This window comes from Micromonospora mangrovicola (assembly GCF_047200535.1).
Taxonomy (GTDB): Bacteria; Actinomycetota; Actinomycetes; order Mycobacteriales; family Micromonosporaceae; genus Micromonospora.
The window spans coordinates 68,948-92,530 of record NZ_JBJZOG010000009.1 but is presented as its reverse complement, the minus strand read 5'-3'; the positions used below and the strand labels follow the sequence as shown (position 1 = coordinate 92,530).

The 23,583-nt window shown below is 74.4% G+C and carries 23 protein-coding genes; 8 read left to right on the top strand and 15 right to left on the bottom strand.

Annotation, left to right across the window (positions count from 1 at the left end; genetic code table 11):
- Positions 1–132 precede the first annotated feature (132 nt).
- Positions 133–1,743: a sensor histidine kinase gene (locus tag ACL02O_RS06290; RefSeq protein ID WP_412817002.1), complete on the top strand. Its 1,611-nt coding sequence runs from the start codon at positions 133–135 to the stop codon at positions 1,741–1,743.
- A gap of 111 nt (positions 1,744–1,854) precedes the next feature.
- On the opposite strand, the gene ACL02O_RS06285 is transcribed toward ACL02O_RS06290, so the two are convergent.
- From ACL02O_RS06285 to ACL02O_RS06275, 3 genes are read right to left on the bottom strand one after another with little or no spacing between them, the layout of a single operon-like run.
- Complete coding sequence (locus ACL02O_RS06285; protein ID WP_412817001.1) at positions 1,855–2,931, bottom strand: hypothetical protein; 1,077 nt, start codon at positions 2,929–2,931, stop codon at positions 1,855–1,857.
- Entirely contained in the window at positions 2,928–3,275 is a 348-nt protein-coding gene (locus ACL02O_RS06280; protein ID WP_412817000.1) for a PadR family transcriptional regulator, read from the bottom strand. Before ACL02O_RS06280 ends, ACL02O_RS06285 begins: the two co-directional genes overlap by 4 nt.
- Positions 3,276–3,317: 42 nt before the next feature.
- A complete protein-coding gene (locus ACL02O_RS06275) occupies positions 3,318–4,217 on the bottom strand; it encodes a slipin family protein (RefSeq protein WP_412816999.1) in 900 nt (299 codons plus the stop codon).
- Between the two features lie 127 nt (positions 4,218–4,344).
- On the opposite strand from ACL02O_RS06275, the gene ACL02O_RS06270 reads away from it, so the two are divergent.
- Together ACL02O_RS06270 and ACL02O_RS06265 are read left to right on the top strand one after the other, a co-directional pair.
- Complete coding sequence (locus tag ACL02O_RS06270; RefSeq protein ID WP_412816998.1) at positions 4,345–4,848, top strand: MarR family winged helix-turn-helix transcriptional regulator; 504 nt, start codon at positions 4,345–4,347, stop codon at positions 4,846–4,848.
- 108 nt (positions 4,849–4,956) lie between these two features.
- Complete coding sequence (locus ACL02O_RS06265) at positions 4,957–5,133, top strand: hypothetical protein (protein ID WP_412816997.1); 177 nt, start codon at positions 4,957–4,959, stop codon at positions 5,131–5,133.
- Here the strand turns inward: ACL02O_RS06265 and ACL02O_RS06260 are convergent.
- The 4 genes from ACL02O_RS06260 to ACL02O_RS06245 all read right to left on the bottom strand — a co-directional run bounded on the left by ACL02O_RS06260 (position 5,063) and on the right by ACL02O_RS06245 (position 10,695).
- Complete coding sequence (locus ACL02O_RS06260; protein ID WP_412817031.1) at positions 5,063–6,340, bottom strand: MFS transporter; 1,278 nt, start codon at positions 6,338–6,340, stop codon at positions 5,063–5,065. The two genes, ACL02O_RS06265 and ACL02O_RS06260, sit on opposite strands and share 71 nt — an antisense overlap.
- A 153-nt stretch (positions 6,341–6,493) precedes the next feature.
- A complete protein-coding gene (locus ACL02O_RS06255; protein ID WP_412816996.1) occupies positions 6,494–8,323 on the bottom strand; it encodes a glycoside hydrolase family 15 protein in 1,830 nt (609 codons plus the stop codon).
- 12 nt (positions 8,324–8,335) lie between these two features.
- Positions 8,336–9,385 carry a glucose 1-dehydrogenase gene (locus ACL02O_RS06250; protein ID WP_412816995.1) on the bottom strand — a complete coding sequence of 350 codons (1,050 nt, stop codon included), beginning with the start codon at positions 9,383–9,385 and terminating at the stop codon, positions 8,336–8,338.
- Positions 9,386–9,396: 11 nt separating this feature from the next.
- The gene (locus tag ACL02O_RS06245; protein ID WP_412816994.1) at positions 9,397–10,695 is read right to left on the bottom strand and encodes an NAD(P)/FAD-dependent oxidoreductase; all 1,299 of its coding nucleotides are present in this window, start codon (positions 10,693–10,695) and stop codon (positions 9,397–9,399) included.
- A gap of 402 nt (positions 10,696–11,097) precedes the next feature.
- Between ACL02O_RS06245 and ACL02O_RS06240 the strand changes: the two genes are divergently transcribed.
- From ACL02O_RS06240 to ACL02O_RS06230, 3 genes are read left to right on the top strand one after another with little or no spacing between them, the layout of a single operon-like run.
- Positions 11,098–11,352 (top strand): transcriptional regulator, encoded by a 255-nt coding sequence (locus ACL02O_RS06240; protein WP_412816993.1) that lies wholly within the window; start codon positions 11,098–11,100, stop codon positions 11,350–11,352.
- A 37-nt stretch (positions 11,353–11,389) separates the two neighbouring features.
- Positions 11,390–12,592 (top strand): methyltransferase, FxLD system, encoded by a 1,203-nt coding sequence (gene fxlM / locus ACL02O_RS06235; RefSeq protein WP_412816992.1) that lies wholly within the window; start codon positions 11,390–11,392, stop codon positions 12,590–12,592.
- On the top strand, positions 12,589–12,912 hold the full coding sequence (locus tag ACL02O_RS06230) for an Imm1 family immunity protein (RefSeq protein ID WP_412816991.1): 324 nt from the start codon (positions 12,589–12,591) through the stop codon (positions 12,910–12,912). The genes fxlM and ACL02O_RS06230 overlap by 4 nt, the downstream gene beginning before the upstream one ends.
- Positions 12,913–12,924: 12 nt before the next feature.
- Here the strand turns inward: ACL02O_RS06230 and ACL02O_RS06225 are convergent, their stop codons facing one another.
- On the bottom strand, positions 12,925–13,515 hold the full coding sequence (locus ACL02O_RS06225) for a TetR/AcrR family transcriptional regulator (RefSeq protein WP_412816990.1): 591 nt from the start codon (positions 13,513–13,515) through the stop codon (positions 12,925–12,927).
- A gap of 69 nt (positions 13,516–13,584) precedes the next feature.
- Between ACL02O_RS06225 and ACL02O_RS06220 the strand changes: the two genes are divergently transcribed.
- Together ACL02O_RS06220 and ACL02O_RS06215 are read left to right on the top strand one after the other, a co-directional pair.
- Positions 13,585–13,983 carry a nuclear transport factor 2 family protein gene (locus ACL02O_RS06220; protein WP_412816989.1) on the top strand — a complete coding sequence of 133 codons (399 nt, stop codon included), beginning with the start codon at positions 13,585–13,587 and terminating at the stop codon, positions 13,981–13,983.
- A gap of 60 nt (positions 13,984–14,043) precedes the next feature.
- Positions 14,044–14,787, top strand: coding sequence for a DUF429 domain-containing protein (locus ACL02O_RS06215; protein WP_412816988.1), 744 nt, complete (start codon positions 14,044–14,046; stop codon positions 14,785–14,787).
- 46 nt (positions 14,788–14,833) lie between these two features.
- On the opposite strand, the gene ACL02O_RS06210 is transcribed toward ACL02O_RS06215, so the two are convergent.
- The 7 genes from ACL02O_RS06210 to ACL02O_RS06180 are packed head-to-tail and all read right to left on the bottom strand — an operon-like array spanning position 14,834 to position 23,571.
- Positions 14,834–15,652 (bottom strand): HpcH/HpaI aldolase/citrate lyase family protein, encoded by an 819-nt coding sequence (locus ACL02O_RS06210; RefSeq protein ID WP_412816987.1) that lies wholly within the window; start codon positions 15,650–15,652, stop codon positions 14,834–14,836.
- Entirely contained in the window at positions 15,652–16,839 is a 1,188-nt protein-coding gene (locus ACL02O_RS06205) for a CaiB/BaiF CoA transferase family protein (protein WP_412816986.1), read from the bottom strand. Before ACL02O_RS06205 ends, ACL02O_RS06210 begins: the two co-directional genes overlap by 1 nt.
- A complete protein-coding gene (locus ACL02O_RS06200; protein ID WP_412816985.1) occupies positions 16,839–18,773 on the bottom strand; it encodes an SUMF1/EgtB/PvdO family nonheme iron enzyme in 1,935 nt (644 codons plus the stop codon). Before ACL02O_RS06200 ends, ACL02O_RS06205 begins: the two co-directional genes overlap by 1 nt.
- Entirely contained in the window at positions 18,770–19,705 is a 936-nt protein-coding gene (locus tag ACL02O_RS06195) for a ribokinase (RefSeq protein ID WP_412816984.1), read from the bottom strand. Before ACL02O_RS06195 ends, ACL02O_RS06200 begins: the two co-directional genes overlap by 4 nt.
- A 55-nt stretch (positions 19,706–19,760) precedes the next feature.
- On the bottom strand, positions 19,761–21,143 hold the full coding sequence (locus ACL02O_RS06190; RefSeq protein ID WP_412816983.1) for an ADP-ribosylglycohydrolase family protein: 1,383 nt from the start codon (positions 21,141–21,143) through the stop codon (positions 19,761–19,763).
- Positions 21,140–22,273 carry an ADP-ribosylglycohydrolase family protein gene (locus tag ACL02O_RS06185; RefSeq protein ID WP_412816982.1) on the bottom strand — a complete coding sequence of 378 codons (1,134 nt, stop codon included), beginning with the start codon at positions 22,271–22,273 and terminating at the stop codon, positions 21,140–21,142. The genes ACL02O_RS06190 and ACL02O_RS06185 overlap by 4 nt, the downstream gene beginning before the upstream one ends.
- Positions 22,274–22,275: 2 nt before the next feature.
- A complete protein-coding gene (locus ACL02O_RS06180; protein WP_412816981.1) occupies positions 22,276–23,571 on the bottom strand; it encodes an ABC transporter substrate-binding protein in 1,296 nt (431 codons plus the stop codon).
- Positions 23,572–23,583 lie beyond the last annotated feature (12 nt).

Below are 23,583 nucleotides of genomic sequence, written 5' to 3'. Positions count from 1 at the left end.
AGGTGATCGGTCACGGACACGCCGCCACAGATAGCAGACCCGGGCAAACCCCCGGTCCGGTAGAGCAGCAGGCCCGCCCGATCCAAGGCGACGCTTCGCGCGACATTCCCGACACTCCGCTACTGTGCTGCCGTGAGCAGCGCAGCATCGGCGGGCGGGACCGCCACCGAGGGTCGTCGGTCGCGGATGACGACCAGCCGTCGGCTCAGCGTCATGATGATCGCCATGACCGTGCTGGTGCTCACCGGCGGCGCGGTCGGCGCGGCGGCGCTGACGCACACCGCCGCCGTCTCCAACCGCCTGGCGGACCGGATCGCCCCTGCCCGGACCGCGGTGAGCCGGCTGGAGGTCGGCCTGCTGGAGCAGGTCGCGGCGGTACGCGGGTACATAATCACCGGCAATCCGGCGCTGCTGCGCCCGTACCAGGAAGGGGTGGCCGCCGAACGCGTGACGGTCCAGCAAGCCCGTGATCTGCTGGCGGAGGAGCCGGAGGCCCGCCGTGAGCTGGACGCGGCGGTCGCGCTCGCGGACCGGTGGCGGGCCGACTACCCGGCCCGGCTGATCGCGGCCCGTGGGGCCGGCGCCACCCCGATGGAGCTGGCCCCGATCGTGGAGCGCGGACGGCTCGCCTTCGACGACGCCCAGGCCGCCCTGACCCGGTTGGAGGACCGGCTCGACCGGGAGCAGGCGGCGGGACGGGCCGACCTGGACGATGCCCGCGCGTTGCGCGACGTGCTGTTCGTGGCCATCCTGGCGACCCTGCTGCTGTCCAGCATCGTCATCTCGGTGCTGGTCCGGATGACCGTGCTGCGCCCGCTGGGCCGGCTGGGCGCATCGGTGCGGCAGGTCGCCGGCGGCGACTTCGACCACCGGCTGTCCCCGGAGGGCCCGGCGGACATCGCCCGGCTCACCGCGGACGTGGAGACGATGCGGCAGCGGGTGGTCGACGCGCTGAAGACCAGTCGACGGCACCAGGACGCCCTCGAACAGCAGGCCGACGAGCTGCGCCGGTCCAACGAGGACCTGGAGCAGTTCGCGTACGTCGCGTCGCACGATCTGCAGGAGCCCCTGCGCAAGGTGGCGTCGTTCTGCCAGATGCTCCAGCGCCGCTACGCCGACCAGCTCGACGAGCGGGCCGGACAGTACATCGGGTACGCGGTGGACGGCGCGACCCGGATGCAGACGCTGATCAACGACCTGCTGGCCTTCTCCCGGATCGGCCGGGTGTACAGCGACGACCGGGAGGTGGACCTGGCGGCGCTGCTGGCCCAGGCCGAGTCCAACCTGTCCGAGCCGATCGCCGAGGCCGGCGCGGAGATCGTCTGCGACCCGTTGCCCGTCGTGCACGGCGATCCGACGCTGCTCACCATGTTGTGGCAGAACCTGCTCGGTAACGCGGTCAAGTTCCGCAGCCCCGACCGGCCGCCCCGGATCCGGGTCGAGGCCGCCGAGGACGAGGACGGATGGTCCTTCGCGGTGGCGGACAACGGCATCGGCATCGACCCGAAGTACGCCGACAAGATCTTCCTGATCTTCCAGCGGCTGCACCCCCGGGGCGCGTACGACGGCACCGGGATCGGGCTGGCCATCTGCAAGAAGATCGTCGAGTACCACGGCGGCACGCTGCGGCTGGACGACGGGCGCACCGGTGGCGCCCGGTTCGTCTTCACCCTGCCGAAGACGGCGACGCCGGTGGCCGTGCCGGAGCAGGCCGGTGAGCGTACGCCGGTGGCCCCGGCCTGAGCGCGGCACGACCGGTGACCGGGCGGGGTTGCGGGTCGCGCGGCCACGACGACCGGTGACCGGGTGGTGGCGGCCGGGCCCGCCGCCACCGCCCGGTGCCGGGTCACCCGCTCAGCCGGTGGGGCGTTCCCGGTCGGCGGCCCGGCCGAGAGCGACCATCCGCAGCGTCTCCTCCCGGCGACGGACCAGCAGCACCCCGGCGAGGAAGGCCACCACGGGCGCCAGCACCAGCATCGCCCACTGGGCCGGCACCAGCGCAATGGTGTGCCCCAGGTGCACGGTGGACACCGCCCAGCCGTTCAGCGCGGTGTCGATCACCAGGGCCAGCGCGCCGACCGGGGCCAGCAGCACCGCGATCCGCCGGCGGACCGGTGGGGCGAGCGTGGCGAGGGCTGCCAGGGCGGTCAGCCCGGCGACGGCGAGCCCGGCGACGTAGAGCCAGATGACCGGTTCGCTGCCGGCCTCCAGCCCGTAGAAGCTCTGGTACTGCACGGTGGCGGCCGTCATGTCGAACAGCGGGCTGGTGATCCGGTTGAGTTCCAGCAGGGCCGCCGCCGCCAGCGGGGCGAGCACCACCGCCGCCAGCCGGCGGATGCCGAGCACGGCGAGGGCCCGGCGACGCGGCGCGGGCACGGTGAGCGCCGCGGCCGCCACCACGGCGAGGGCGAGCTGCGGCAGGGTGTCGACGACGTAGCTCGGTTGGTCGACCACGCCCGGCCCGACCAGCACCACCCAGCCGGCCACGCCGGCCCAGGCCAGCGCGGCGGCCACCCACCGCAGGCCGGCCAGCGCGGTCAGCGCCACCGCCGCCCAGCCGGCCAGGCGCAGCCAGTCGACCGGGTCGGCGCCGATCGGCCGCAGCGGCGGCGGCAGGGCGGGATCGGCGACGAGGTGGTCGACCAGGTTCTTGCCGGCGGCGGCGCAGAGGACCAGCGCCACCAGGACGCCGGTGACGGCGGACGCGTCGGCCCAGGCCGGTGCGGTGAACCCGCCTACCGCCACCCGCGCCCGGGCGCGCAGGCCGGCGCCGATCAGGTTGACCGCGTCCCTGGCGCCGGGGCGGGTCTGGCCGGGCCGCGCGCCGGCGAGGAGGACCGCGAGCATCTCCTCCTCGTACGTGCGGCGGTGTTCCCACGGGTAGGCGGCGAGCAGCCGGCGGTAGCGGCGCTCGAGCCGGTCGGCGCTCACGCGGCTCCTCCCTCGGGGAGCAGGCCGGCACGGCGCAGCCGCCGGCCGGCGGCGTCGGCGTTGCGGCGCAGCCGGTCGGCCTCGACGGCGAGCCGGGTCGCACCGAGCGCGGTGAGCCGGTAGTAGCGGCGCAGCCGGGACTGCACCACTTCCTCGCGGTCGACCTCGATGAGGCCGTCTGCGCGCAGCCGGTCGAGGACTGCGTAGAGGGTGCCGGCGCGGAGCCGGACGCGGCCGTCGGAGATGCGCAGCACGTCCTCGATGACGGCGTATCCGTGCTGGGGTGTCTCGGCCAGCGCGGTGAGGACCAGGAACGTCGGTTCCCGCAGCGGAGTGTCACTCATGCGGGCCAGAATATACAGACAGCCGGTATATTCGCTGCCGCGTCACCGCCCGGGCTGGTGCCCGTCCCCCTCGGCGGCCGCCGCCACGCTCTCGGTGACCGGACCGAGCACCGGACCGACCGGCGTGCCCTGCTCCGTCGGCCCCGGCCGCCCGGGCGCCGCCGGCTGCCGCCCGGCGCCCTCGGTGTAGGCGTTGAAGAACTTCAGCAGCTCCACCGGGAAGGGCATGACCAGGGTGCTGTTCTTCTCCGCGGCAACGTCCACCACCGTCTGGAGCAGGCGCAACTGGTACGCCCCGGGGGTGTTCGCCATCGCCCGGGACGCGTCTGCCAGCCGCCGGGAGGCCTGGAACTCGCCGTCGGCGGCGATCACCCGCGCTCGGCGTTCCCGTTCGGCCTCGGCCTGGCGGGACATCGACCGCTTCATCCCCTCGGGCAGCGACACATCCTTCACCTCGACCCGCTCGATGAGCAGACCCCACGGCTTCTCCGTCGGCGCGTCGATGACCGCCTTCAGCTCGGCGTTGATCCGGTCCCGATCCCGCAACAGGGTGTCGAGGTCGGCCTTGCCGATCACCGAACGCAGCGCGGTCTGCGCGACCTGGAGCACGGCCGACGGGTAGTCGCGGACGTTGACCAGCGCCTTCACCGGATCGACCACGCGGTAGTAGACGACCGCGTCAACGGTGAGGGTGACGTTGTCCCGGGTGATGACGCCCTGCGCGGGGACGCCGATCACCGTGGTCTGCATGCTGACCCGGACCATCCGGTCGGCGACCGGAATGATCAGGTGGAAGCCGGGCTGCCGAATGCGCTCCAGCACCCGACCGAACCGGAACACCACGCCTCGCTGGTACTGCTGCACCAGCCGGACGCTCAACGACAGCGCGAGCACCACGAGCACGGCGATGATGATCAGCGCGATGGCGACGGCGGCTCCCATGGTCCCCCTCGATCCCGGAGGCACCCGCCTCCCGGCGCCGGGCCTACCCGCTCCACCAGCTTTCACGCCTGCGCCCGCCGGCAGGCGCAGGCCGCCAGCGGTCGGGCCGGCTGCCATGATGGTCGGCATGCCACCTCCCGCTCCGGACCCCGGACGAGCCGTCGAGGCCCTGATGGCCGCCAGCCGCGCCTTCGTCGGGCTGGCCGCCCGGTCGCTGGCCGACCTCGGCGCCGAAGTGACCCTGCCCCAGTTCCGGGCGCTGGTCGTGCTGGCGACCCGGGGACCGCAGCGGGCGGCGGACATCTCGGCGGAGTTGCAGGTCGCCCCGTCGACCGGGACCCGGATGTGCGACCGTCTCATCCGCAAGGGCCTGATCCGCCGCACCCGCTCCACCGCCGACCGCCGGGTGGTCCGCCTGCGCCTCACCCCGGCCGGGCAGCGCCTGGTGCAGGAGGTGACCCGGCGTCGCCGGGAGGAGCTGTCCCGGATCGTGGCGACCACGGCCGAGTACTGGCAGCCCGCCGTGACCGAGGCGCTGGCCGCCTTCGCCGCCGCCGCGGGAGAGGTGCCCGAGCAGGAGTGGTGGCTCGGCTTCACCGCCGGGGACGAGGAGGCGACGGTCGACGTGTGACGCGATTGCGGTAGCGGTCACGGTTGCACAGTGCAATGATTGGAGGATGCACGGAATGGTCTGACGACGCTGCTGCGCAGCGCCGCCCCCACTGTCAGGGAGGCAGGCATGGACCGCTACGGACACCCCGAGATCGCCCGGATCGACGACACCGTCACCCCGGAGAACCTGCACGAACGCGCGGAGCAGGTCGCCGTGCCGAACTTCGACTACCTCAACCAGACGATCGAGGGCATCGCGGACGGGCTGACCCACCCGCGCCACCGCCCCACAGAACACGACTGACCCGTCGCGGCCGGCGCCGTCGCTGACGAGGGCGCAGGTCGAAGCTTCCCGGGTGCCGGATGAACGCCCACGCGGCGAGCACCAGCGCCACCAGGCACAACGCGCCCGGGACGAGGAAGCCGTTTTGGTGGCCAAGCGTGGCGACGGAGAGGGTTGCCACGACGCTCCCGTTCACGGTGGCCACGTTCTCGTGGCTGAGGTACGCGGACGTCGCCGCACCGGCGCGACCGACCATCAACCGCTGGGCCAGATCGATGCCCACCATGACCGTGGCGGCTCCGAACACCGCGTAGACGACCTGCAGCAGCATCAGCTGCCCAGGTGTGGTGACCACGACGAGGCCGCCGTAGTAGGCCACGCTCGCGGCGCCACCGACCAGGAAGACCTTGCCGCGTCCCCAGCTCATGGCCGCGAACGCCGTCGCCGGCATGAGTACCAGTTCGCAGAGCGGCGGCAGCGCCAGCGCGAGACCGGTCAGCTCCAGTGGCGCGTGCAGGGACACGCGCATCAGGATCGGCAACTGGGCCAGCTGCATGACGCGTCCACTGGAGAACAGCACCATGACGACCACGAGGACCAGCAGCAGCCGCTGACCGCCGGCCGCCCCGGTCCGAACACCGACCCGGTCACCGATGGTGTCGCCGTCCGCCGGGCGCGGTGTCGCGGTGGCGACGTCGTCGGCTGCGCGAAGCACGCGCCACGACAGCGCCGCGCAACCCAGGCAGACGATCGCCACGACCCCGAAGAGGGGACGTGCCCCGAGATACGCCAGCCCGAGGCCGCCGATGCCGAATCCGGTGAACGAACCGACGGACAGGACGATCCGCATCACGGCGATCACCGCGGTGGACGCGGCGGCGTCGTCGCGGCGTTCCACGAGGTCCCGGGAGTACGCCATCAGCTGGGCGGTGGGAACGCCAACCGCACAGAAGAAGATGATCCCGACGGCGAGCATCGCCGGGTACGACCGCAGGCTCGCCAGAATCGCGTAGCCGCCCCCCAGCCAGACGAGACTCGCCGCAACGATCAGGCGCCGGACGCCCCGACGATCCGAGAACCGGCCCGTCGCGAGCATCACCACCATGCCGGCCAGCGCGACGACCACGAAATTGACCGTCACCTCGGTGTCCGAGGCACGCAGCTCGTCGCGGGCGAACAACGACAGCACGCCAAGCGCCGCGAACGACGCCGTCGACGTGATCAGCATCAGCGCCACCAGCGGCCGGTACGGCGCTGCCGCTCGCCAGGCGGAGCGACCCTGACCGTGGGTGTCCGGCCGAACGTTCGTCTCCTTCAGCTCCCTCCGCGCCACCGGGTCGGCCCGAGGTGCACGCCGTCGTGCGGGCCACCCCCGGAGACCCTAGGCGGTCGGGCGCCGCTGGACGGGGGTGCGTTGCTCGGCGCGCGACACCCGGGTGCCGGTGCTGGCCCCGCTGAGCTGACGTGCCGAGTTGACCAGCCCGACCAGGCTGAACGCCTGTGGGGTGTTGCCGAGCTGCCGGCCGGCCACCGGGTCGTACTCCTCGCTGAGCAGGCCGACGTCGTTGCGCAGGTCGAGCAGCCGGGTGAACATCTCCTCCGCCTCCCGGGTCCGGTTGGTGTTGTGCAGCGCGTCGACCAGCCAGAACGTGCAGGCCAGGAAGGCGCCCTCGGCGCCGGGCAGGCCGTCGACGTGATCGTCGTGGTCCGGCTGGTAGCGCAGCAGAAACCCGTCGACGCACAACTCCTTGCGGATGGCGTCGACCGTGCCGACCATCCGGGGGTCGGTCCACGGCAGGAAGCCCACCCGGGGCATCAGCAGCAGCGCGGCGTCCAGCCCGCGCGAGCCGTAGAACTGGGTGAAGGTGTTGCGGCCCGGGTCGAAGCCGCGGGCGCACACCTCGGCGTGCACCGCGTCCCGCTGGGCGCGCCAGCGGTCCACCGGTCCGGCCAGGCCGTACCGATCGACGGCGGTGACGGCCCGATCGAAGCCGGCCCAGGCCATCACCTTCGAGTGGACGAAGTGCCGGCGGGGCCCGCGTACCTCCCAGAGCCCGTTGTCCGGCCGGCGCCAGTTGCCCTCCAGGAAGTCCAGCAGGGCGCGCTGCACGTCCCACGCCTCCTCAGTGGTGGCGAGGCCGGCCTCGCGGCTGAGCTGGAGACCGTCGAGCACCTCGCCCCACACGTCCAGTTGCAACTGTTCGGCGGCGGCGTTGCCGATGCGCACCGGGCCGGAGCCGGCGTACCCGCCGAGCCAGTCGAGGGTGTGCTCGGGGACCCGGCGGGTGCCGTCGAGGGCGTACATGATCTGCAGGTCGGCGGGGTCGCCGGCGACGGCGCGCAGCAGCCACTCCCGCCACGCCTTGGCCTCGGCGACGTACCCGGTGCCGAGCAGCGCCTGCAGGGCGAAGGTGGCGTCGCGCAGCCAGCAGTAGCGGTAGTCCCAGTTGCGTGGCCCGCCGAGTTGTTCCGGCAGCGAGGTGGTGGCCGCCGCGAGGATGCCGCCGGTGGGCGCGTAGGTGAGCGCCTTCAGGGTGATCAGCGCCCGGCGGACGGCGTCGGGCCAGCGCCCGTCGTACGCGCAGCGGTCGATCCAGGTGTGCCAGTACCGCTCCGTGTCGGCGAGCGCGACGTCCGGGTCGACCGGGGTGGGCCGGGGCAGGTGGGAGGGCTGCCAGGTGAGCACGAACGGCACCCGCTCGCCGGCCGCCACGGTGAACTCGGCGACCGTGGTCCGGTCGACGCCGCGCAGCGCGACGTCGGTGCGCAGCCACGCGGCGTCCGGTCCGGCGACCGCACCCAGGTCGCGGCCGTGGCGGCGGACCCACGGCACGATGTGCCCGTAGTCGAAACGCAGCCGCAGGTCCATCCGCATCGGCACCCGGCCGGTGAGCCCCTCCACGACGCGGACGACGTCGGTGGCCTCGCCGCGCGGCGGCATGAAGTCCACCACCCGGACGGTGCCGTCCGGGGTGTCCCACTCGGTCTCCAGGATCAGCGTGTCGTCCCGGTAGCGGCGGCGGGCGGCGGTGCCACCCGAGGCCGGGGCGAGCAGCCAACGCCCGGCCTCCTCGTCGGCGAGCAGGGCGGCGAAGCAGGCCGGCGAGTCGAAGCGGGGCAGGCAGAGCCAGTCGATCGAGCCGTCCCGGGCCACCAGCGCGGCCGTGTGCAGGTCGCCGACGACGGCGTAGTCCTCGATCGGACGTGGCACGGCGGGCTCCTCTCAGTCGAAGGTGACGACGACCTTGATGTCGTCGGGTCGCGCGCTGAGCGCTTCGGCGAACCGGCTCAGTGGCACCCGGCGGGTGACCAGGAGTTCCAGCCAGTCCGGGTCGGCGGCGGCGAGGGCGTCGGCGGCGGCCGCGTAGTGCCGCAGGTTGGCGTTGACCGAGCCGATCACCACGTCGTTCTCCAGCACGAGAGCCCGGTTGGTGGCGCCGGCGTCGACCGGGATGGTCCGGCCGCCGGAGGAGACGCCGGTGAGGCAGACGATCCCGTACGCGCCGGTGCCGTTCATCGCGTCGACGACCACCCGGCCGACGCCGGTGGCCTCGATGACGACGTCCGGCTGGAGCTTGTCGGCGACCTCGGTGACCGGCTGGCTGTGGTAGGTGGCGCCGAGCGCGGCCACCGCCGCCGGCTTCGGGCCGTCGTCGGCCAGGTCGAGCACGTGTACGTCGAGGCCGCGCTGGACGCCGAGCAGGGCGGCGAGCAGGCCGATCGGCCCGGCGCCGGTGACCAGCGCGGTACGCGGCTCGTACCAGGAGCGGGCGCCGACCCGGTCGACCTGCTCCCAGGCCTTGGCGACCACGCTGGTGGGTTCCATGAGCACGCCGACCCGGGCCAGCTTCGGATCGAGCTTGACCGCGTAGCCGGTCTCCACGGTCCACAGTTCGCTGCCGTAGCCGTCGCGCTCCTTGATGCCCCGCTCGGTGTAGCGGCCGTTGCGGCACATGTCGAACTCGCCACGGGCGCAGGCGCCGCAGGGCACCGGGTCGGGCCGGCGGACCACCCCGACGACCAGGTCCCCGTCGGCGAAGTCGGCGCCGGCCGGGGCGTGGCGCACCCGGCCGAGGGACTCGTGGCCGAGGACGAGCCGGTCGCGGCCGGGTGGGGCCCAGCCGTACCGGCCCTGGACGATCTCCTTGTCGGTGCCGCAGATGCCCAGCGCGATCCCCTTGACCAGCAGTTCCCCGTGGTGCGGGGTGGGGTCGGGCAGCTCGGTCAGGGCGGCGGTGTCGGCGTTCTGCGGGACGACGGTCAGGGCGCGCACGGCGCCTCCTCTCAGGCGTGCAGGGTTTCCGGGGCGCCGGTCTCCAGCGGCACGGCCGGCCCGGGCACCAGGCCGAGGCCGACGGCCGGGCGGGAGCCCAACGCGGTGAGCAGCCAGTCGGCGGCCACCCGGGCCCGGCCGGCCGGCAGCGCGGCCAGGTGGTAGCCGCGGGTCACCGCCCGCGCGAGAGCCCCGGACAGGGGTACGTGCAGCGGGGCGGCGGCCGCCTGCCAGCCGCCGAGGTCGACCACGAAGCCGAGGTCCCGGTGCCGGTAGGGACGCCGGCGGCCGGTGCCGTAGCTGGCCGCGATGTTGTCGGCGGCGAGCCGGCCCTGGCGTACGGCGTGCTGCGCGGTCATCGGCGTGGCCCGGCCCGGATGCTGCGGGTCCGGCACGGCGGCGGCGTCGCCGCAGGCCAGGATCTCCGGGTGCCCGGGCACGGCCAGGTACTCGTCGACCTTGAGCCGGCCGTGGTCCACCGGCAGGCCGGTGGCCTCCACGAGGGGGTCGGGGCGTACCCCGACACACCAGATCAGTGAGTGGGTGGCGAGCGTCCGGCCGTCGGTCAGCCGTACGCCGGTGGCGGTGGCCTCCTGCACCGAGACGCCGAGGTCGACCTCGACGCCGCGGTCGCGCAGCACCCGTCCGGCGGTGGCGGAGAGCCGGGGCTGCATGCCGGGCAGCACCGTGTCGGCGGTGTCCAGCAGCAGCCAGCGGATCGGCACGTCGGCCAGCCGGGGGTGGCGGCGGGCCAGTTCCTCGGTGAACAGCTGCCCCTGCGCGGCGACCTCGGTGCCGGTGTAGCCGGCGCCGACCACCACGAAGGTGCAGCGCGCGGCCCGCTCGCCCGGGTCGTCGGCGGCGTCGGCGAGTTCCAGCTGGCGAATCAAATGGTCGCGCAGGTAGAGCGCCTCCGGGATGCCCCGGAAGCCGTGCGCGTGGTCGGCGACGCCGGGGATCGGCAGCAGCTTGTTGACGCTTCCGGCGGCGAGCACGAGCCGGTCGTACCGGAGGCCGTCCCGCCTGCCGGTGGGATCCCGGTAGCCGACCCGCCGGCCGGTCACGTCCAGCTCGTCGACCTCCCCGAGCACCAGCCGAACGCCGGGCAGCGCTGCGGTGAGCGGCACGGCGACGTGCCGGGGGTCGAGGACGCCGCCGGTCACCTCGGGCAGCAGCGGCAGGTAGAGGAAGTAGTCGGTGGGGTTCACCAGGGTGACGTCGGCGCGGCCCCGGGCGACGCGGGACAGCCGCCGCGCGGCGTGGAACCCGGCGAAGCCCGCGCCGACGATGACGACGTGCGGTTGTGCCATGGGGGGCCTCCTTGCGATGTGTGCGCCATGGAGGTCGCTACCCCGGCCGGGAGGTCGGCAACCACGCCGACGGGGAGATTCCTTGCACAGTGCAATCTTTGTTCGGGGCCGGACGCCGGATCCGGGGTGGGGCCGCAATGGCGGCGTCGACTCCACCGGTGGGTCATCCGGAACGTGACCTGCGGGCCGTTGGCCGGGGGGCAGGTGCACCTCCTCCACCTGGTTGATGGCAGCGAGGTGGAGCTGAACCCGCTGGCCGCCTGCTCGCAGACCAACGTCGAGGAGCGCCGGCGGACGGTCAGGGAGTTGTTGGAGCTGCCGGGCGACGATCGGGCCCACGCCGGCCCGCAAGCCCGGAGGGCGTTGCGTCGCGCTGTCGCAGGCCGACGATATGGTGCCGGTATGGCCGCCCGGGCAAGCCTCGATCGGATCGTCCGCAGCCGCACCGTTCCTGCCCACGCGATCCTCGGCAACGAGGTCGACCTCCGCGCCTACCCCTACCGGCTGCTGCTGGTCGTCGCCCATGCGGCCAGCGCCGACGCGGTCACCCAGACGGTGGCGGCCGCCGAGGTGCTCGAGGCGTACGGCCGGAAACTGGTTACCGTCTCCGAGTTCGGCGCCAGCCGGGTGGTCTACGCGATCCTGCGGCGAGGCTGATCCGCCGAGCCGGCACAGCCCGTGCGAGAGGACCCCGGTGACCACTGCTCATGAGCTGCGCCAGGCGCTGGCGGACGCCCTTGTGGCCGGTGGTGCGGTCAGATCGGCCGCGGTCGAGGCGGCGTTCCGGACGGTGCCCCGGGAGGCGTTCGTGCCCGCCGGCACCGACCTGGCGACCGCCTATGCCGACCAGGTGGTGGTGACCCGGCGCGACCCGGGCGGCCGGGCCACCAGTTCGGTGTCGGCGCCCTGGTTGCAGGCACTGATGATCGAGCAGGCGGCGCTGCTTCCCGGCGCCCGGGTGCTGGAGGTCGGCTCCGGGGGCTACCACGCGGCCCTGCTCGCCGAGGTCGTCGGCCCGCACGGGCGGATCACCAGCATCGACATCGACCCGTACGTGGTCGGGCACGCCCGCGCCGCCCTGGCCCGCGCCGGCTACCCGCAGGTGCGCGTCGTCGAGACCGACGGCGAGTACGGCCACCCGGCGGCCGCGCCGTACGACGCCGTCATCGTCACCGTCGAGGCCGGCGACGTCCCACCGGCGTGGACGGACCAGCTCGCACCCGGCGGCGTCCTCGTCGCGCCGCTGCGCATCCGGGGCAACACCCGCAGCGTGGCCCTGATCCGCGACGGCGACCACCTGGTCGCCGCCTCCGCGCTGCCATGCGGGTTCGTGCCCATGCAGGGTGCCGGGGCCCGGGCGGTACGGCGACTGCCGCTGCGCGGTGACGCGGTCGTGCTGGCGGTGGACGACAACGCCACCGACGTCGACCCCGCGGTCCTCGGCGCCGCGCTCGACGGGCCGCTGTGGGAGGCGTGGTCGGCGGTCACCACGTCGGCGACCGAGCCGTTCGACTCGCTGCACCTGTGGCTGGCCAGCCAGCCGCGACCGTACGGCCTGCTCGCCGTCGACCCGTCCCGGGTGGGTGGGCGGCTCCGGCCGCAGAACTCGACCGCCTGCCCCACCCTGGTCTCGGCGGACAGCCTGGCCCATCTCGCCCTCCGGCAGATCGACGCCGACGCCTGGCAGTTCGGCGCGCAGGGTTTCGGGCCGCACGCCGAACGCCTCGTGGTCGACCTGCTCCACCTCCTCGACGCCTGGGACCGGCGCCACCGGCACGGCCCGGGGCCGCGCATCACCGTGCACCGCGCCGGCACCGCCCTGGCCCCGACCGAGAGTCCGCGGCTCCTGCTGCCCCGCCGGCACACCACCGTCGCCGTCACCTGGCCCGTCCCGTGAACCGCCTCAGCCGGGTGGTTTCCGCCGGGCGCGGCGAGGTGTGGTGGGAGCATCCTCAGGGGGCGGTGCTGGGCGTGGTCGTCGGCGGGCGCCGCGCGCTGGTGCTGCACCTGCGCGAGCCGGGCGACGTGGGCCGCCACGCCGTCGACCCGACCGCTCCACCGGACGTGGTCGGCGAGTACAGGCTGAACAACGGCCAGGTCGACCGGTACGCCGACCGGGACACGGTGGAGGTCGACCGGCTGCCCGCGCTCGTCGCGCACTTCCTCGCCGCGGCGGGCCGATGGCCGGGCGTCGAGTGGGCGGACGACAGCGGCTGAGACGGCGCGGGCTCAGGAGGCGGGCGCCTTCGCCCCGTACACCCGTAGGACAGCGGTCTGCACCGCGGCGGCCGCGTCGGCGGCGGACATCCGGCCGGCGGTGACCTCCGCCCAGCCGGCGTGGCCGAGCGCGATGGTGGCGGCGAAGAGCCAGCCGGGTGTGGCGTCGGCATCGAACTCGCCGACCCGCTGTCCCCGCCGGATGAGCCGGGAGAGCCGGTCGAAGACGGGCTGGTGCAGCTCGACGTCGGCCGCGCCGGGTGGCGGTGGCAGGGTCGGGTAGCGGTCGAAGGTTCCCCAGCTGACCCGCAGCAGGCGCAGCAGCGCCTCCGACGCCGACCCCTCGTCGAGTTGCGCCTCGTCGAGGGCGGCGAGGACCTCGTCGGTCATCCGCTGGTAGACGGCGGTAATGAGCGCATCCCGCGACGGGAAGTGCGCGTAGACGGTCTGCCGGGACAGGCCTGCGGCGGTGGCGAAATCCTCCATGGTGGCCTGTGGTCGGTCCCTGAGCACCCGGACGGCGGCGTCGAGAATGGCCGAAATACTGCGACGGGCCTCGGCGCGGACCCGCCGGCGCCGCCCGGGAGAACTTTGCTCGGACACGGTTGTCAAGACTACCGAAGACCCCCTAGCCTTGACAGCAACGTCAGAGGTAGGGATCGAAGGGACGCCATGTCAACCGATTCATCCCCCAGCCCGCGCGACGACCTGACGAACTATCTGCGGGCGTACGTGCAGGAGATCGCCTTCGGCGACGAGGACCCGGGTGTGGTGACCGACCGCTACCACACCCCCGACATCGCCTGGTACAGCGACGGGCTCCACCTCGACCGGGAGCGCCTGACGGCGCACGCCCGGCCGGTCCGCCGCACGGTGACCCGCTGCGAGGTGGACGTCCACGAGGCTCTGGTCTGCGGCGACCGGGTGGCCGCCCGCTACACGCTGATCGCGCTGTCCCGCGGCCGCGACGTCATCACCGAGATCCACATGTTCGGCCAGTTGGCCCCGGACGGCCGGCTGCGCCGGGTCGACCAGCTCACCCGCATCATCGGCACGGAGGACGACCGGTGAGCCCGGCCTGGCGGGGCGGCACGAGTGCCCCGCCAGGCCGGGCCGGCCTAGGGTGGGCCGGTGCTGACCGTCGGAATCGATTTGGCCGCCGAACCCCGCACCACCGCGGTCGCCTCCGTGCGCTGGACGGACGAATGCGCGACGCTGGAGGCGCTGACCGAACGCGCCGACGACGACGCCCTGCTCGCCGCGCTCGCACCGGCCGACAAGACAGGGATCGACTGTCCGCTGGGCTGGCCCGCGCCGTTCGTGGAGTTCCTCGTCGCCCATCACGCCGGCTCCCTGGTCACCCCCGAGCTGGTCGGACGGGAGTGGCGCCGGGAACTGGCGTGGCGGCGGACGGATCTGCTCACCCACCACACCACCGGTCACCTGCCGTTGAGTGTCGCCGCAGACCGGATCGCGCACACCGCGATGCGCTGCGCGGCGCTGCTGGCCGCGCTGGCCGCGAGGGGGCGGCCCGTCGACCGGAGCGGAGCCGGCGCCGTGGTGGAGGTCTACCCGGCCGGGTCGCTGAAGCTGTGGGAGCTCCCCCACCGCCGATACAAAGGCACCGGCAACGGCCCCGCGCTGGGCGAACTGGTCGACCGGCTGACAGGGGCGGCGCCCTGGCTCCGGCTCGGCGGGCACGAGGCGGCGTGCCGGCGCAGCGACCACGCCCTCGACGCGGTGGTCGCCGCCCTGGCCGCCCGTGCCGCCGCCCTCGGGCGGGTGAGCCGGCCCGCGCCGGCGGACCTGCCGCTCGCCCGGGTGGAGGGCTGGATCGCCCTGCCGACCGGACCGCTGGCCGAGCTGGCCGGCTGAGCGGCCCGGTGCGCCGCGGGCGTCCTGCGCCGGACGGGCGAGCCGGTCAGGCGGCGTAGCGGGCGGCGAGGTCGACCACCCGACGGGCCGCCGCGACCATGGCCCGGTCGGCGAAGCGACCGTCCGGCAGCACCACGGTGCCGGTGCCGCGGGTCTGCGCGTCGGCGACCGCGGCGAGCAGTTCCCGCGCCAGGGCCACCTCGCGGTCGGCCGGGCGGAACGCCTCGGCGATCACCGGAAGCTGGCGCGGGTGGATGGCCGCCCGGCCGAGGAAACCGAGCCGCCGCCCGGCGGCGCACGAGGCGGCCAGCCCGTCGAGGTCCGCCACGTTCGCGTACACCGACATGGCCGGCGGCGGCAGGCCGGCCGCCCGGGACGCGACCACGATCCGGCCGCGCGCCCAGAGCAGGCCGTCGTCGGCGACGCCCAGGTCGGAGCGGAGGTCGGCCTCGCCGAGCCCCAGCGAGGCCACCGCGGGGTGCGCGCCCGCGATGGCGTACGCCGACTCCAGGCCCACCGCCGACTCGATCAGCGGGTGCAGCGGGGTGTCGACCCGGGCGGCGACGGCGGCGACCGTCGCCGCGGACTCCACCTTCGGCAGCCGCAACCCGGCGAGCCCGGGGGCGGCGGCGACCGCGGCCAGGTCGGCGTCGACGTCCGGGCCGGTCAGCTCGTTGACCCGGACCTGGACCGGCAGCGGCTGCGGCCCGGCGAGGAACTCGGCGACCGCGTCGCGGGCGTACGCCTTGCGCCCGGCGACGACGGCGTCCTCCAGGTCGAGGATGACCCCGTCGGCGCCGGAGGCGACCGCCTTGGCGAACCGGTCGGGCCGGTCGCCGGGCACGTAGAGCCAGGTGAGCAGCATCAGATCACCCCGCGTTCGCGCAGCGTCGCCAGCTCCTCGGCGGTCAGGCCGAGCGCCCGGTAAACCGCCTCGGTGTCCTGGCCGTGGCGGCGGCCGGCGTGCCGGATCTCGCCAGGGCTGGCCGACATCCGGAACGGGACGTTCTGCATGCGGACCTCCCCCAGTTCCTCGTCGGGGACGGTGGCCACGGTGCCGAGCGCCGCGTACTGCGGGTCGGTGAGGATGTCCCGCACGTCGTAGACCGGGGCGACCGCCGCCTGGGCCGCCTCGAAGGCGGCCACCACCTCGTCCCGGCCACGCCGGGCCACCCAGGCGCCGACCGCGGCGTCGAGTTCGTCGGCGTGCGCGGCCCGGCCGCTGCCGGTGGCGAACCACGGCTCGTCGACCAGCTCGGGCCGGCCGACCAGGCGCATGACCCGCTCGGCGATGCTCTGCGCGCTGGTGGACACCGCCACCCACCGCCCGTCCGCGCAGCGGTAGGTGTTGCGGGGGGCGTTGTTGTTCGACCGGTTGCCCAGCCGGGGCTGGACGTAGCCGAGCTGGTCGTACCAGGTGATCTGCGGGCCGAGCATCGCCATGATCGGTTCGATGATGGCCAGGTCGACCACCTGGCCCCGGCCGGACAGGTCGCGGGAGCGCAGGGCCAGCATGACCGCGTACGCGCCGGCGAGCGCGGTCACCGAGTCGGCGAGCCCGAACGGGGGCAGGGTGGGCGGCCCGTCGGGTTCGCCCGTGGCGGCGGCGAACCCGCTCATCGCCTCGGCGAGGGTGCCGAAGCCGGGCCGGGGCGCGTACGGACCGAGCTGGCCGAAGCCGCTGATCCGGGCGATGACCAGCCGCGGGTTGACCGCGTGCAGCTCGTCCGGGCCGAGGCCCCAGCGTTCCAGGGTGCCGGGGCGGAAGTTCTCCACCAGCACATCGGCGTCGGCGAGCAGCCGGCGCAGCAGCTGCGCGCCCTGCGGGTCGGACAGGTTGCAGGTGACCGTGCGCTTGTTGCGGCCCAGCACCTTCCACCACAGGCCGACCCCGTCCTTGGCGGGGCCGTGGCCCCGGGACGGGTCGGGCTTGGCCGGGTGCTCCACCTTGATCACGTCGGCGCCGAAATCGCCGAGGAACGCGGCGGCGAGCGGCCCGGCGAACAGGGTCGCCAGGTCGACGACCTTGATCCCGTGCAGCGGTGCGGTCATCACGCCGCCCCGGGCAGGTCGGCGGCGCAGCGGAAGCCGACCGAGGTGGAGCGCGTGAGGCCGGCACCGGTGAGCAGCAGCTTCACCGAGACGTCGGGGGGCTGCGGGCCGCCGTCGAGGTACCAGTCGGAGCCCTCGGCCCGGTACGCGCAGCCGCCCTTGAGGATGGCGAACCGGGTCCGCCCATCGGTGTGTTCACTTTCGGTCAGGTTCCACACCAGGGGTTCCCGCCGCACGAGCAGTCCGGCCCCGGCGGCCACCTGCCACTCGTCCTCGGTGGGCAGCCGCATCCCGGCCCAGTCCGCGTACGCGCGGGCGTCGGCGAGCTCGACGCCGGTGACCGGGGCGTCGGCGGGGCCCTGCCCGGCGGTGAACCGTTCCGGTCGCACCGGCCGGTAGCCGGTGGCGGCGAGGAAGCGCGCGTACTGGCCGTGGGTGACCTCGTGGGTGTCGATGGCGAACCGGCCGAGCCGGACGCTCCGGTGCAGGGTGCCGGCGTGGTGCAGCCGGGGCGGCAGTGGCTTCCACTCGTCGACGTAGGGGGCCTCGCCGTACAGGCCGGTCTCCCGGACCCGATGGTGGACGGTCAGCTCGTGGCGACCGGCCTCGACGGTGGCCATGCCGTCGGGCAGGGCGGCCAGCCGGGCCTGCGGGACGCGGGTGCGGACGGCGGCGCGGGCGGGGAAGGACGCGTCGCCGGTCGGCGGCGCGTGCCGGGGCACCGAAACGTCGGTGGCGACCACGGCGGCGATCGCCCCGGCGGGCAGCGGCCCGCCGACGGCGACCCGGCCGCCGTCGAGTTCGGTGACGGTCAGCTCGGCGCCGGTGACCAGGTCCACGAAACGTTCCGGCCGGCGGTCGGTGACCAGCCACGGCCCGTCGTGGTCGGCGCCCCGGTTGACCACCGTCCACAGCGGCCGGTCGTCGTGGGTCCAGCGGGACGCGTACACCTGGCCGGTGCCGGGATGGTCGGCGAGCGGGACCCAGTCCCCAGACCGCAACCACGCGGCGTGTCCGGCCTGCACCCGCCGCATGGCGCGCAGCACGGCCTTGTCCCGGTCGTTCCAGCCGACCCAGACGCCGAAGACGCTCTCCCACACCAGCACCCCGCAGCCGTTGAGCCAGGCGGAGTGCAGCTCGTCGAGGTGGCTGCGGTGCCAGCGGCGGGTGTGGTGCAGCACGTGCCGGCGTTCGAACCACTTGGCCCGCAGCACGCCCGGGGTGTCGGAGTCGGCGAACCACTGGGCCCAGGACATGGCGTGGTCGGCGATGCGGGCCAGCGGCACCCGGCTCTCCCCTTCCAGGACCAGGCCGGGCCGGACGGCGTCGAGGGCCTTGCGCAGCTCACCGGCGCCCTCTTTCAGGGTGTCCAGGAAGACCCCGTCGACCCCGAGGCTGGCGGCCAGCGCGGCGACCTCCTCGGCGTCGGCGCCGGCCTCCCGCCGGGTGCCGGTGTCCCACGGGTTGTAGTCCACGAACACCCGGACCCCGTGGGCCTGGAAGGTGCGCACCACGTCGGGCAGCTCGGGCACGTCGCGGTACCAGTCGAACTGGTTGCGCTCGTCCAGCCCGATCACCGGGTAGGCGTGCCAGAGCACCACCCCGTCGAAGCCGCCGAAGTCGCGCCGCGCGGCGTCGAGGAACGCCTCGACGGTGAACACGCCCCGCTCGTGGTCGTACAGCGTCTCGTCCCAGAGCCAGGCGAGGCAGACGGTGAAGCAGTCCCCGGGGATCTCGTCGTAGTGCGCGCCGGTGTAGCCGAGGCGGGCGCGGGCGTCGGCCCGCCACCGGGTGAGCTGCTCCCGCCAGTCGGCCGGATCGTCGGGGGCGGCGAAGATCTTCGCCTCGTCCAGGGTGGTCAGGTCGGCGTGCGTGCCGAGCGGCACCTCGGTCGGCCGGTCGATGGGCCGGGGCACGTACGGGTTGAAGCTCACTCGGCCCCTCCGTAGGTGGCGGCGCAGAGCGCCTCGATGGCGGTGCGCTCGGGCAGCGCGGTGGACGCGCCGGCACGCCGGGCGCAGGCCGCGCCGGCTGCGCACGCCCAGCGCAGCACCGCGGTGGCGGTGTCGGCGGTGAGGCCGCCACGTTCGGCGAGGGCGACCGCGAGGGCACCGGTGAACGCGTCGCCGGCGGCGGTGGTGTCCACCGCGTCGACCTTCGGTGCCGGCACCTCGACGCGGGCCCCGCCGCGGTCGGCGTACGCGGCGCCGCGCGCGCCGAGCGTGAGCACCACCCGGGGCACCAGGGTGACCAGCGTGTCCAGCAGGGCGGCGGGCTCGTCGGTGAACACCCCGGCGACGACCGCGGCCTCGTGCTCGTTGACCACCAGCACGTCGACCAGGTCGAGCAGCTCGCTGGGCAGCGGCCGGGCCGGCGCGGCGTTGAGCACCACCGCGGTACCGCCGTCGCGGGCCCAGCCGGCGGCCTGGCCCACCGCCGCCGGCGGCACCTCCAGTTGCAGCAGCAGCACGTCGGCGGCGGCAACGGCGGTCCGGTCGGCGTCGTCGAGGGCGGTCAGGGTGGCATTGGCGCCGGGGGCGACCACGATGCAGTTCTCCGCCGCGTGGTCGACGGCGATCAGCGCGACGCCGGACGGCCCGTCGACGGTGCGCAGGCCCCGCACGTCGATGCCGGCGGCGACCAGATTGTCCCGCAGCTGCGTGCCGAACTCGTCGGCGCCGACCGCCCCGACGAAGTCGCAGTCGGCGCCGGCCCGGGCGGCGGCGACCGCCTGGTTGGCGCCCTTGCCGCCGGGCACGGTGCGGAAGTCGTCGCCGAGCACCGTCTCGCCCGGCCTGGGCAGCTGCGGCGCGGTGACCACCAGGTCCAGGTTGGCGCTGCCGACCACCACCACCCGGGCGCTCATGGCGCCACCTCCGTTCGCGACTGCGGGGCTCGCAAAACCGGCTCGCTCCTCGCGCTCACCCGGCACCCCCGGCGTGGGCCACGGCGTGGGTACGGTCGGCCAGCTCGTCGAAGCCGATGCCGTCGAAGCCGGCGATACTGCTGGCCAACCGGTTGTGCAGCGGCGCCACCCAGCGCGCGGGCAGCCGGGAGGCGCCGGTGAGCGCTCCGGTGACCGCGCCGACGGTGGCGCCGTTGGAGTCGGTGTCCCAGCCACCACTGACCACGGCGCAGATGGACCGTTCCAGATCGCCGCGCCCGTGGGCGAGGGCCGCCGCGACCAGGGCGGCGTTGTTGCGGACGTGCACCCAGTGCAGGTGCCCGTGCCGCTCGTAGAGGGTGTCCACGATGCTCTCCCAGTCGTCGCTGCCGGCGCCGAGTGCGCGCGCCTCCCGGATCGCGGCGGTGAACCGGCTGCCCGGGGGCAGCACCGACTCGCCCGCGTCGAGCACCTCGTCGACGTTGCCGGCGACCGGTGCCGCCGCGGCCAGGGCGGCCACCCAGATCGCCCCGTACGCCCCGGCCCGGACGTGGCTGACCGCGGCGTCGCGCCAGGCCGCCCCGGCGGCCAGGTCGGGGCGGCCGGGGTTGGTCCAGCCGTACACGTCGGTGCGGATCTGCGCGCCGATCCACTCCCGGAACGGGTTGTGCCGGCGGGCCGTGTCCGGCGGGTTGAGGCCGAGCAGCAGGTTGCGGTAGGCGACCCGCTCGGCGGTGAAGACCCGGCCGGCGGGCAGCCAGTCCAGCCATGCCTGGGCCACGTCGGCGCTGGTGAAGCCGGGCCCGTGGGTCTCCAGGATGCGCAGCGCCAGCAGCGCGAAGTTGAGGTCGTCGTCCTCCGGCATGCCGGCGATGTTCTCCGCGAGGCTGGTCGGGGCGCTGCGCCGGTTCCACGGCCAGCGGGCGGCCACCTCGGCCGGCAGCCCCTGCGCGGTGAACCAGTCGCGCAGCGGCCACCGGCCGGTGGCGGAGAGGATCTCCCGGATCCCGTGGCGGGGGATCTTCTCCACCGGCTTGCCGAGCAGGCAGCCGGCCGCCCGCCCGAGCCAGGCGCCGTGCAGCCGGTCCCGGTCGGCGGCGGTCGGCAGGCGCCAGTTGTCCGGCCAGGTGGCGCGGACCGCGTCGAGGCTGTCGGGCTCGCCCGGGGCGTCCGGGCCGGGCAGCGCGTCGGCGGCGTCGAGCAGCTCGACGGCGAGGGCGCGCAGCTCCGGCGACGCCGGGACCGCCGACGCCCCGCTGACCGGGGCGGTGACCTCCCCGCCGGCCGCCGCCCAGCGCTGGGCGAGGGCCTCGACATCGCGGCCCTCGTCGCGGCCGGCGGCCAGCTCGTGCGGCAGCAGGTCCTCCGGCTGCACCCAGGTCAGCCGCAACCCACCCGCTGCAGCGGACGCCACGCTCATGCCAGCCCGCCGAAGCGCTCGGCGCGGCGGGCGAAGCGCTCCCGGTCGCGCCGGAAGACCTCGGTGGCCACCTCGGCGAGCACCCGGGCCGGTTCGACCAGGTCGGTGCGGGACGCCGAGGCGACGGTGTCGGACCACTCGGCCGGCACGGCCGCGGCACCGCCGAGCGCCCCGGCGATCGCGCCGGCCATGGTGGCGGTGGAGTCGGCGTCGCGGCCGTAGTTGACCGCGCCGAGCACCGCCGCACGGTAGTCGCCGCCGGCCACCACCAGCATGCCCAGCGCCACCGGCAACTCCTCGATGGCGTGCAGCCGGCTCGGCCGGCGGGCGCCCAGGCCGGGGCTGCGGTACTCCTCCCCCACCGTGTCGTAGGGGGCGACGGCGGCGCGCAGCGCGGGGATGGCGACCTTCCAGTCGTCGTACCCCCGGGCCTCCTTGACCACCGCGTCGATGGCGGCGCGGGTGCCGTCGCGGGCCACGTCGAGCGTCGCGGCGACGACGTCGTCGACGCCCGCGCCGGGCGTCGCGGCGGCGGCGACCGCGGCGGCGAACACCGCTGCGGCCTCCCGCCCGTAGCTGTGCTGGTGGGCCCCGGCGATCTCCACCGCCTCCGCGTACGCCCCGGCCGGGTCGCCGGCGTTGACGATGCCGACCGGGGCCATGTACATGGCGGCGCCGCAGTTGACGATGTTGCCCACGCCGGCCTCGCGGGGATCGGCGTGCGCGTGGTGCAGGCGGGTGACCAGCCACCGCTCGGCTGCGGCCAGCCGGTGGAAGGTCACCCCCTCCCGCTCCAGGTCCGGGATGTAGACCACCCGCTCGATCAGGTCGGGCACGAGCAGTTCCACCACGTCGTACGCGTCGAGGTGGTCCCGCTTGGCCGCGTACGCCCGGACCAGCGCGTGGGTCATCAACGTGTCGTCGGTGATGTGCCCGTCGCCCTTGTGGTACGGCGCGAGTGGCCGCGCGGTGGCCCAGTCGGCGTGGTACGGGCCGACGATCCCCTCGACCCAGCCGCCGAACCGGGCGCGGATCTGCTCGGGCAGGGCCGTCTCGGTGGCTCCGCCGAGGGCGTCGCCCACGGCGGCGCCGACGAGGCAGCCGACCGACGTGTCGAGCAAGAGTGACATGGTTACCTCAGAACCTGCTTGCCCCCGTCGACCAGCTGCGTGCCGAGCTGGTCCAGGGTGATCTTGTTGGCGAAGTACTGCTGGAGCGCCGGGGTGGCGTACTTGGTCTTCCACTCCGGGTAGGCGTCGACCTTCTGGAACGGGGCGACGGTCAGGTCGGCGGCGCTGTCCGCGGCGACATCCCAGCCGTCCTTGCCCCCGGTGGCCTTGACCAGTTCCTGATTGGCCTGCTTGCCGGTGGGCACCAGCCAGTCACCCTTGGCCAGCGCGGCCATGTTGGTGGGGTTCAGGAACCACTGGAGGAACTGCGCGGCCTGCTTCTTGTGCTTGCTGTCCTCGGAGATGGACAGGGTCTGCGGGTTGGCCGCCTGCTTGCTGGACAGGCCCTTGACCGGCGGGAGGGTCACCCACTCGAAGCCGGCGGGGGCCTGCTCGACCATCTGCTGGCGCAGCGAGACCGAGCCGGGGAGCATGGCGTACTTGCCGCCGAAAAAGCCGGGCAGGGTGTCCGCGCCGCTCATGCCCAGGGCCTCCGGGGACGCGGACTTCGCGGTGTAGAGCATGTCGTGCATCCGCTTCGGCACCTCCTTCTCGGCGTCGCCGACCTTCACCTCGGTCTTGCCGCCGTCGGTGTAGAAGAACTTGCCGTCGTAGTTCAACGCCAGGTTCATCACCCGGTTGGTGGGCGACTTGAGCGCCCAGGCCACGCCGTACTGGCCGGTCTTGGTGAGCTTCTGCGCGTTGGCCTGGAACTCGTCCCAGGTCCAGCCGCCGTCGGCGGGCGGGACGGCGACGCCGGCGGCGTCGAGCAGCTTCTTGTTGGCGATGACGACCTGCGACTCCAGCAGGAACGGGATGCCGGTGACCTTGCCGTCGAAGGTGACGGTGTCCCAGACGCCCTGGTCGATCTGGCCCTTGAAGTCGTCACCGAGCAGCTTGGAGACGTCGGCCAGGTAGCCCTGCTTGCTGAACTCGCCGATGGCCGCGGCCTCGTAGTGGACGATGTCCGGCGCGTCGCCGCCCTCGAAGGAGGTGAGCAGCTGGTCGTGGACGGAGTTCCAGTCGCCCTGGACGTACTCGACCTGGATGTCCGGGTGCTCGCTGTTCCACTTCGCGACCAGGTCCTTGTTGGCCTGCAGCGACTCCTTCTGCCAGGCGAGGCTGAGGAAACGCAGCTTGACCGGGCCGGACGAGTTCTCGTCCTCGCCGCCACCGCCACCGCACGCGGTGAGGGCGCCGAGGCCGACGACCGCGACCGCGGCGGCCGCGGCGAGTCGACGGAATCTGCTACGGAGCATGGGGGATTCCTC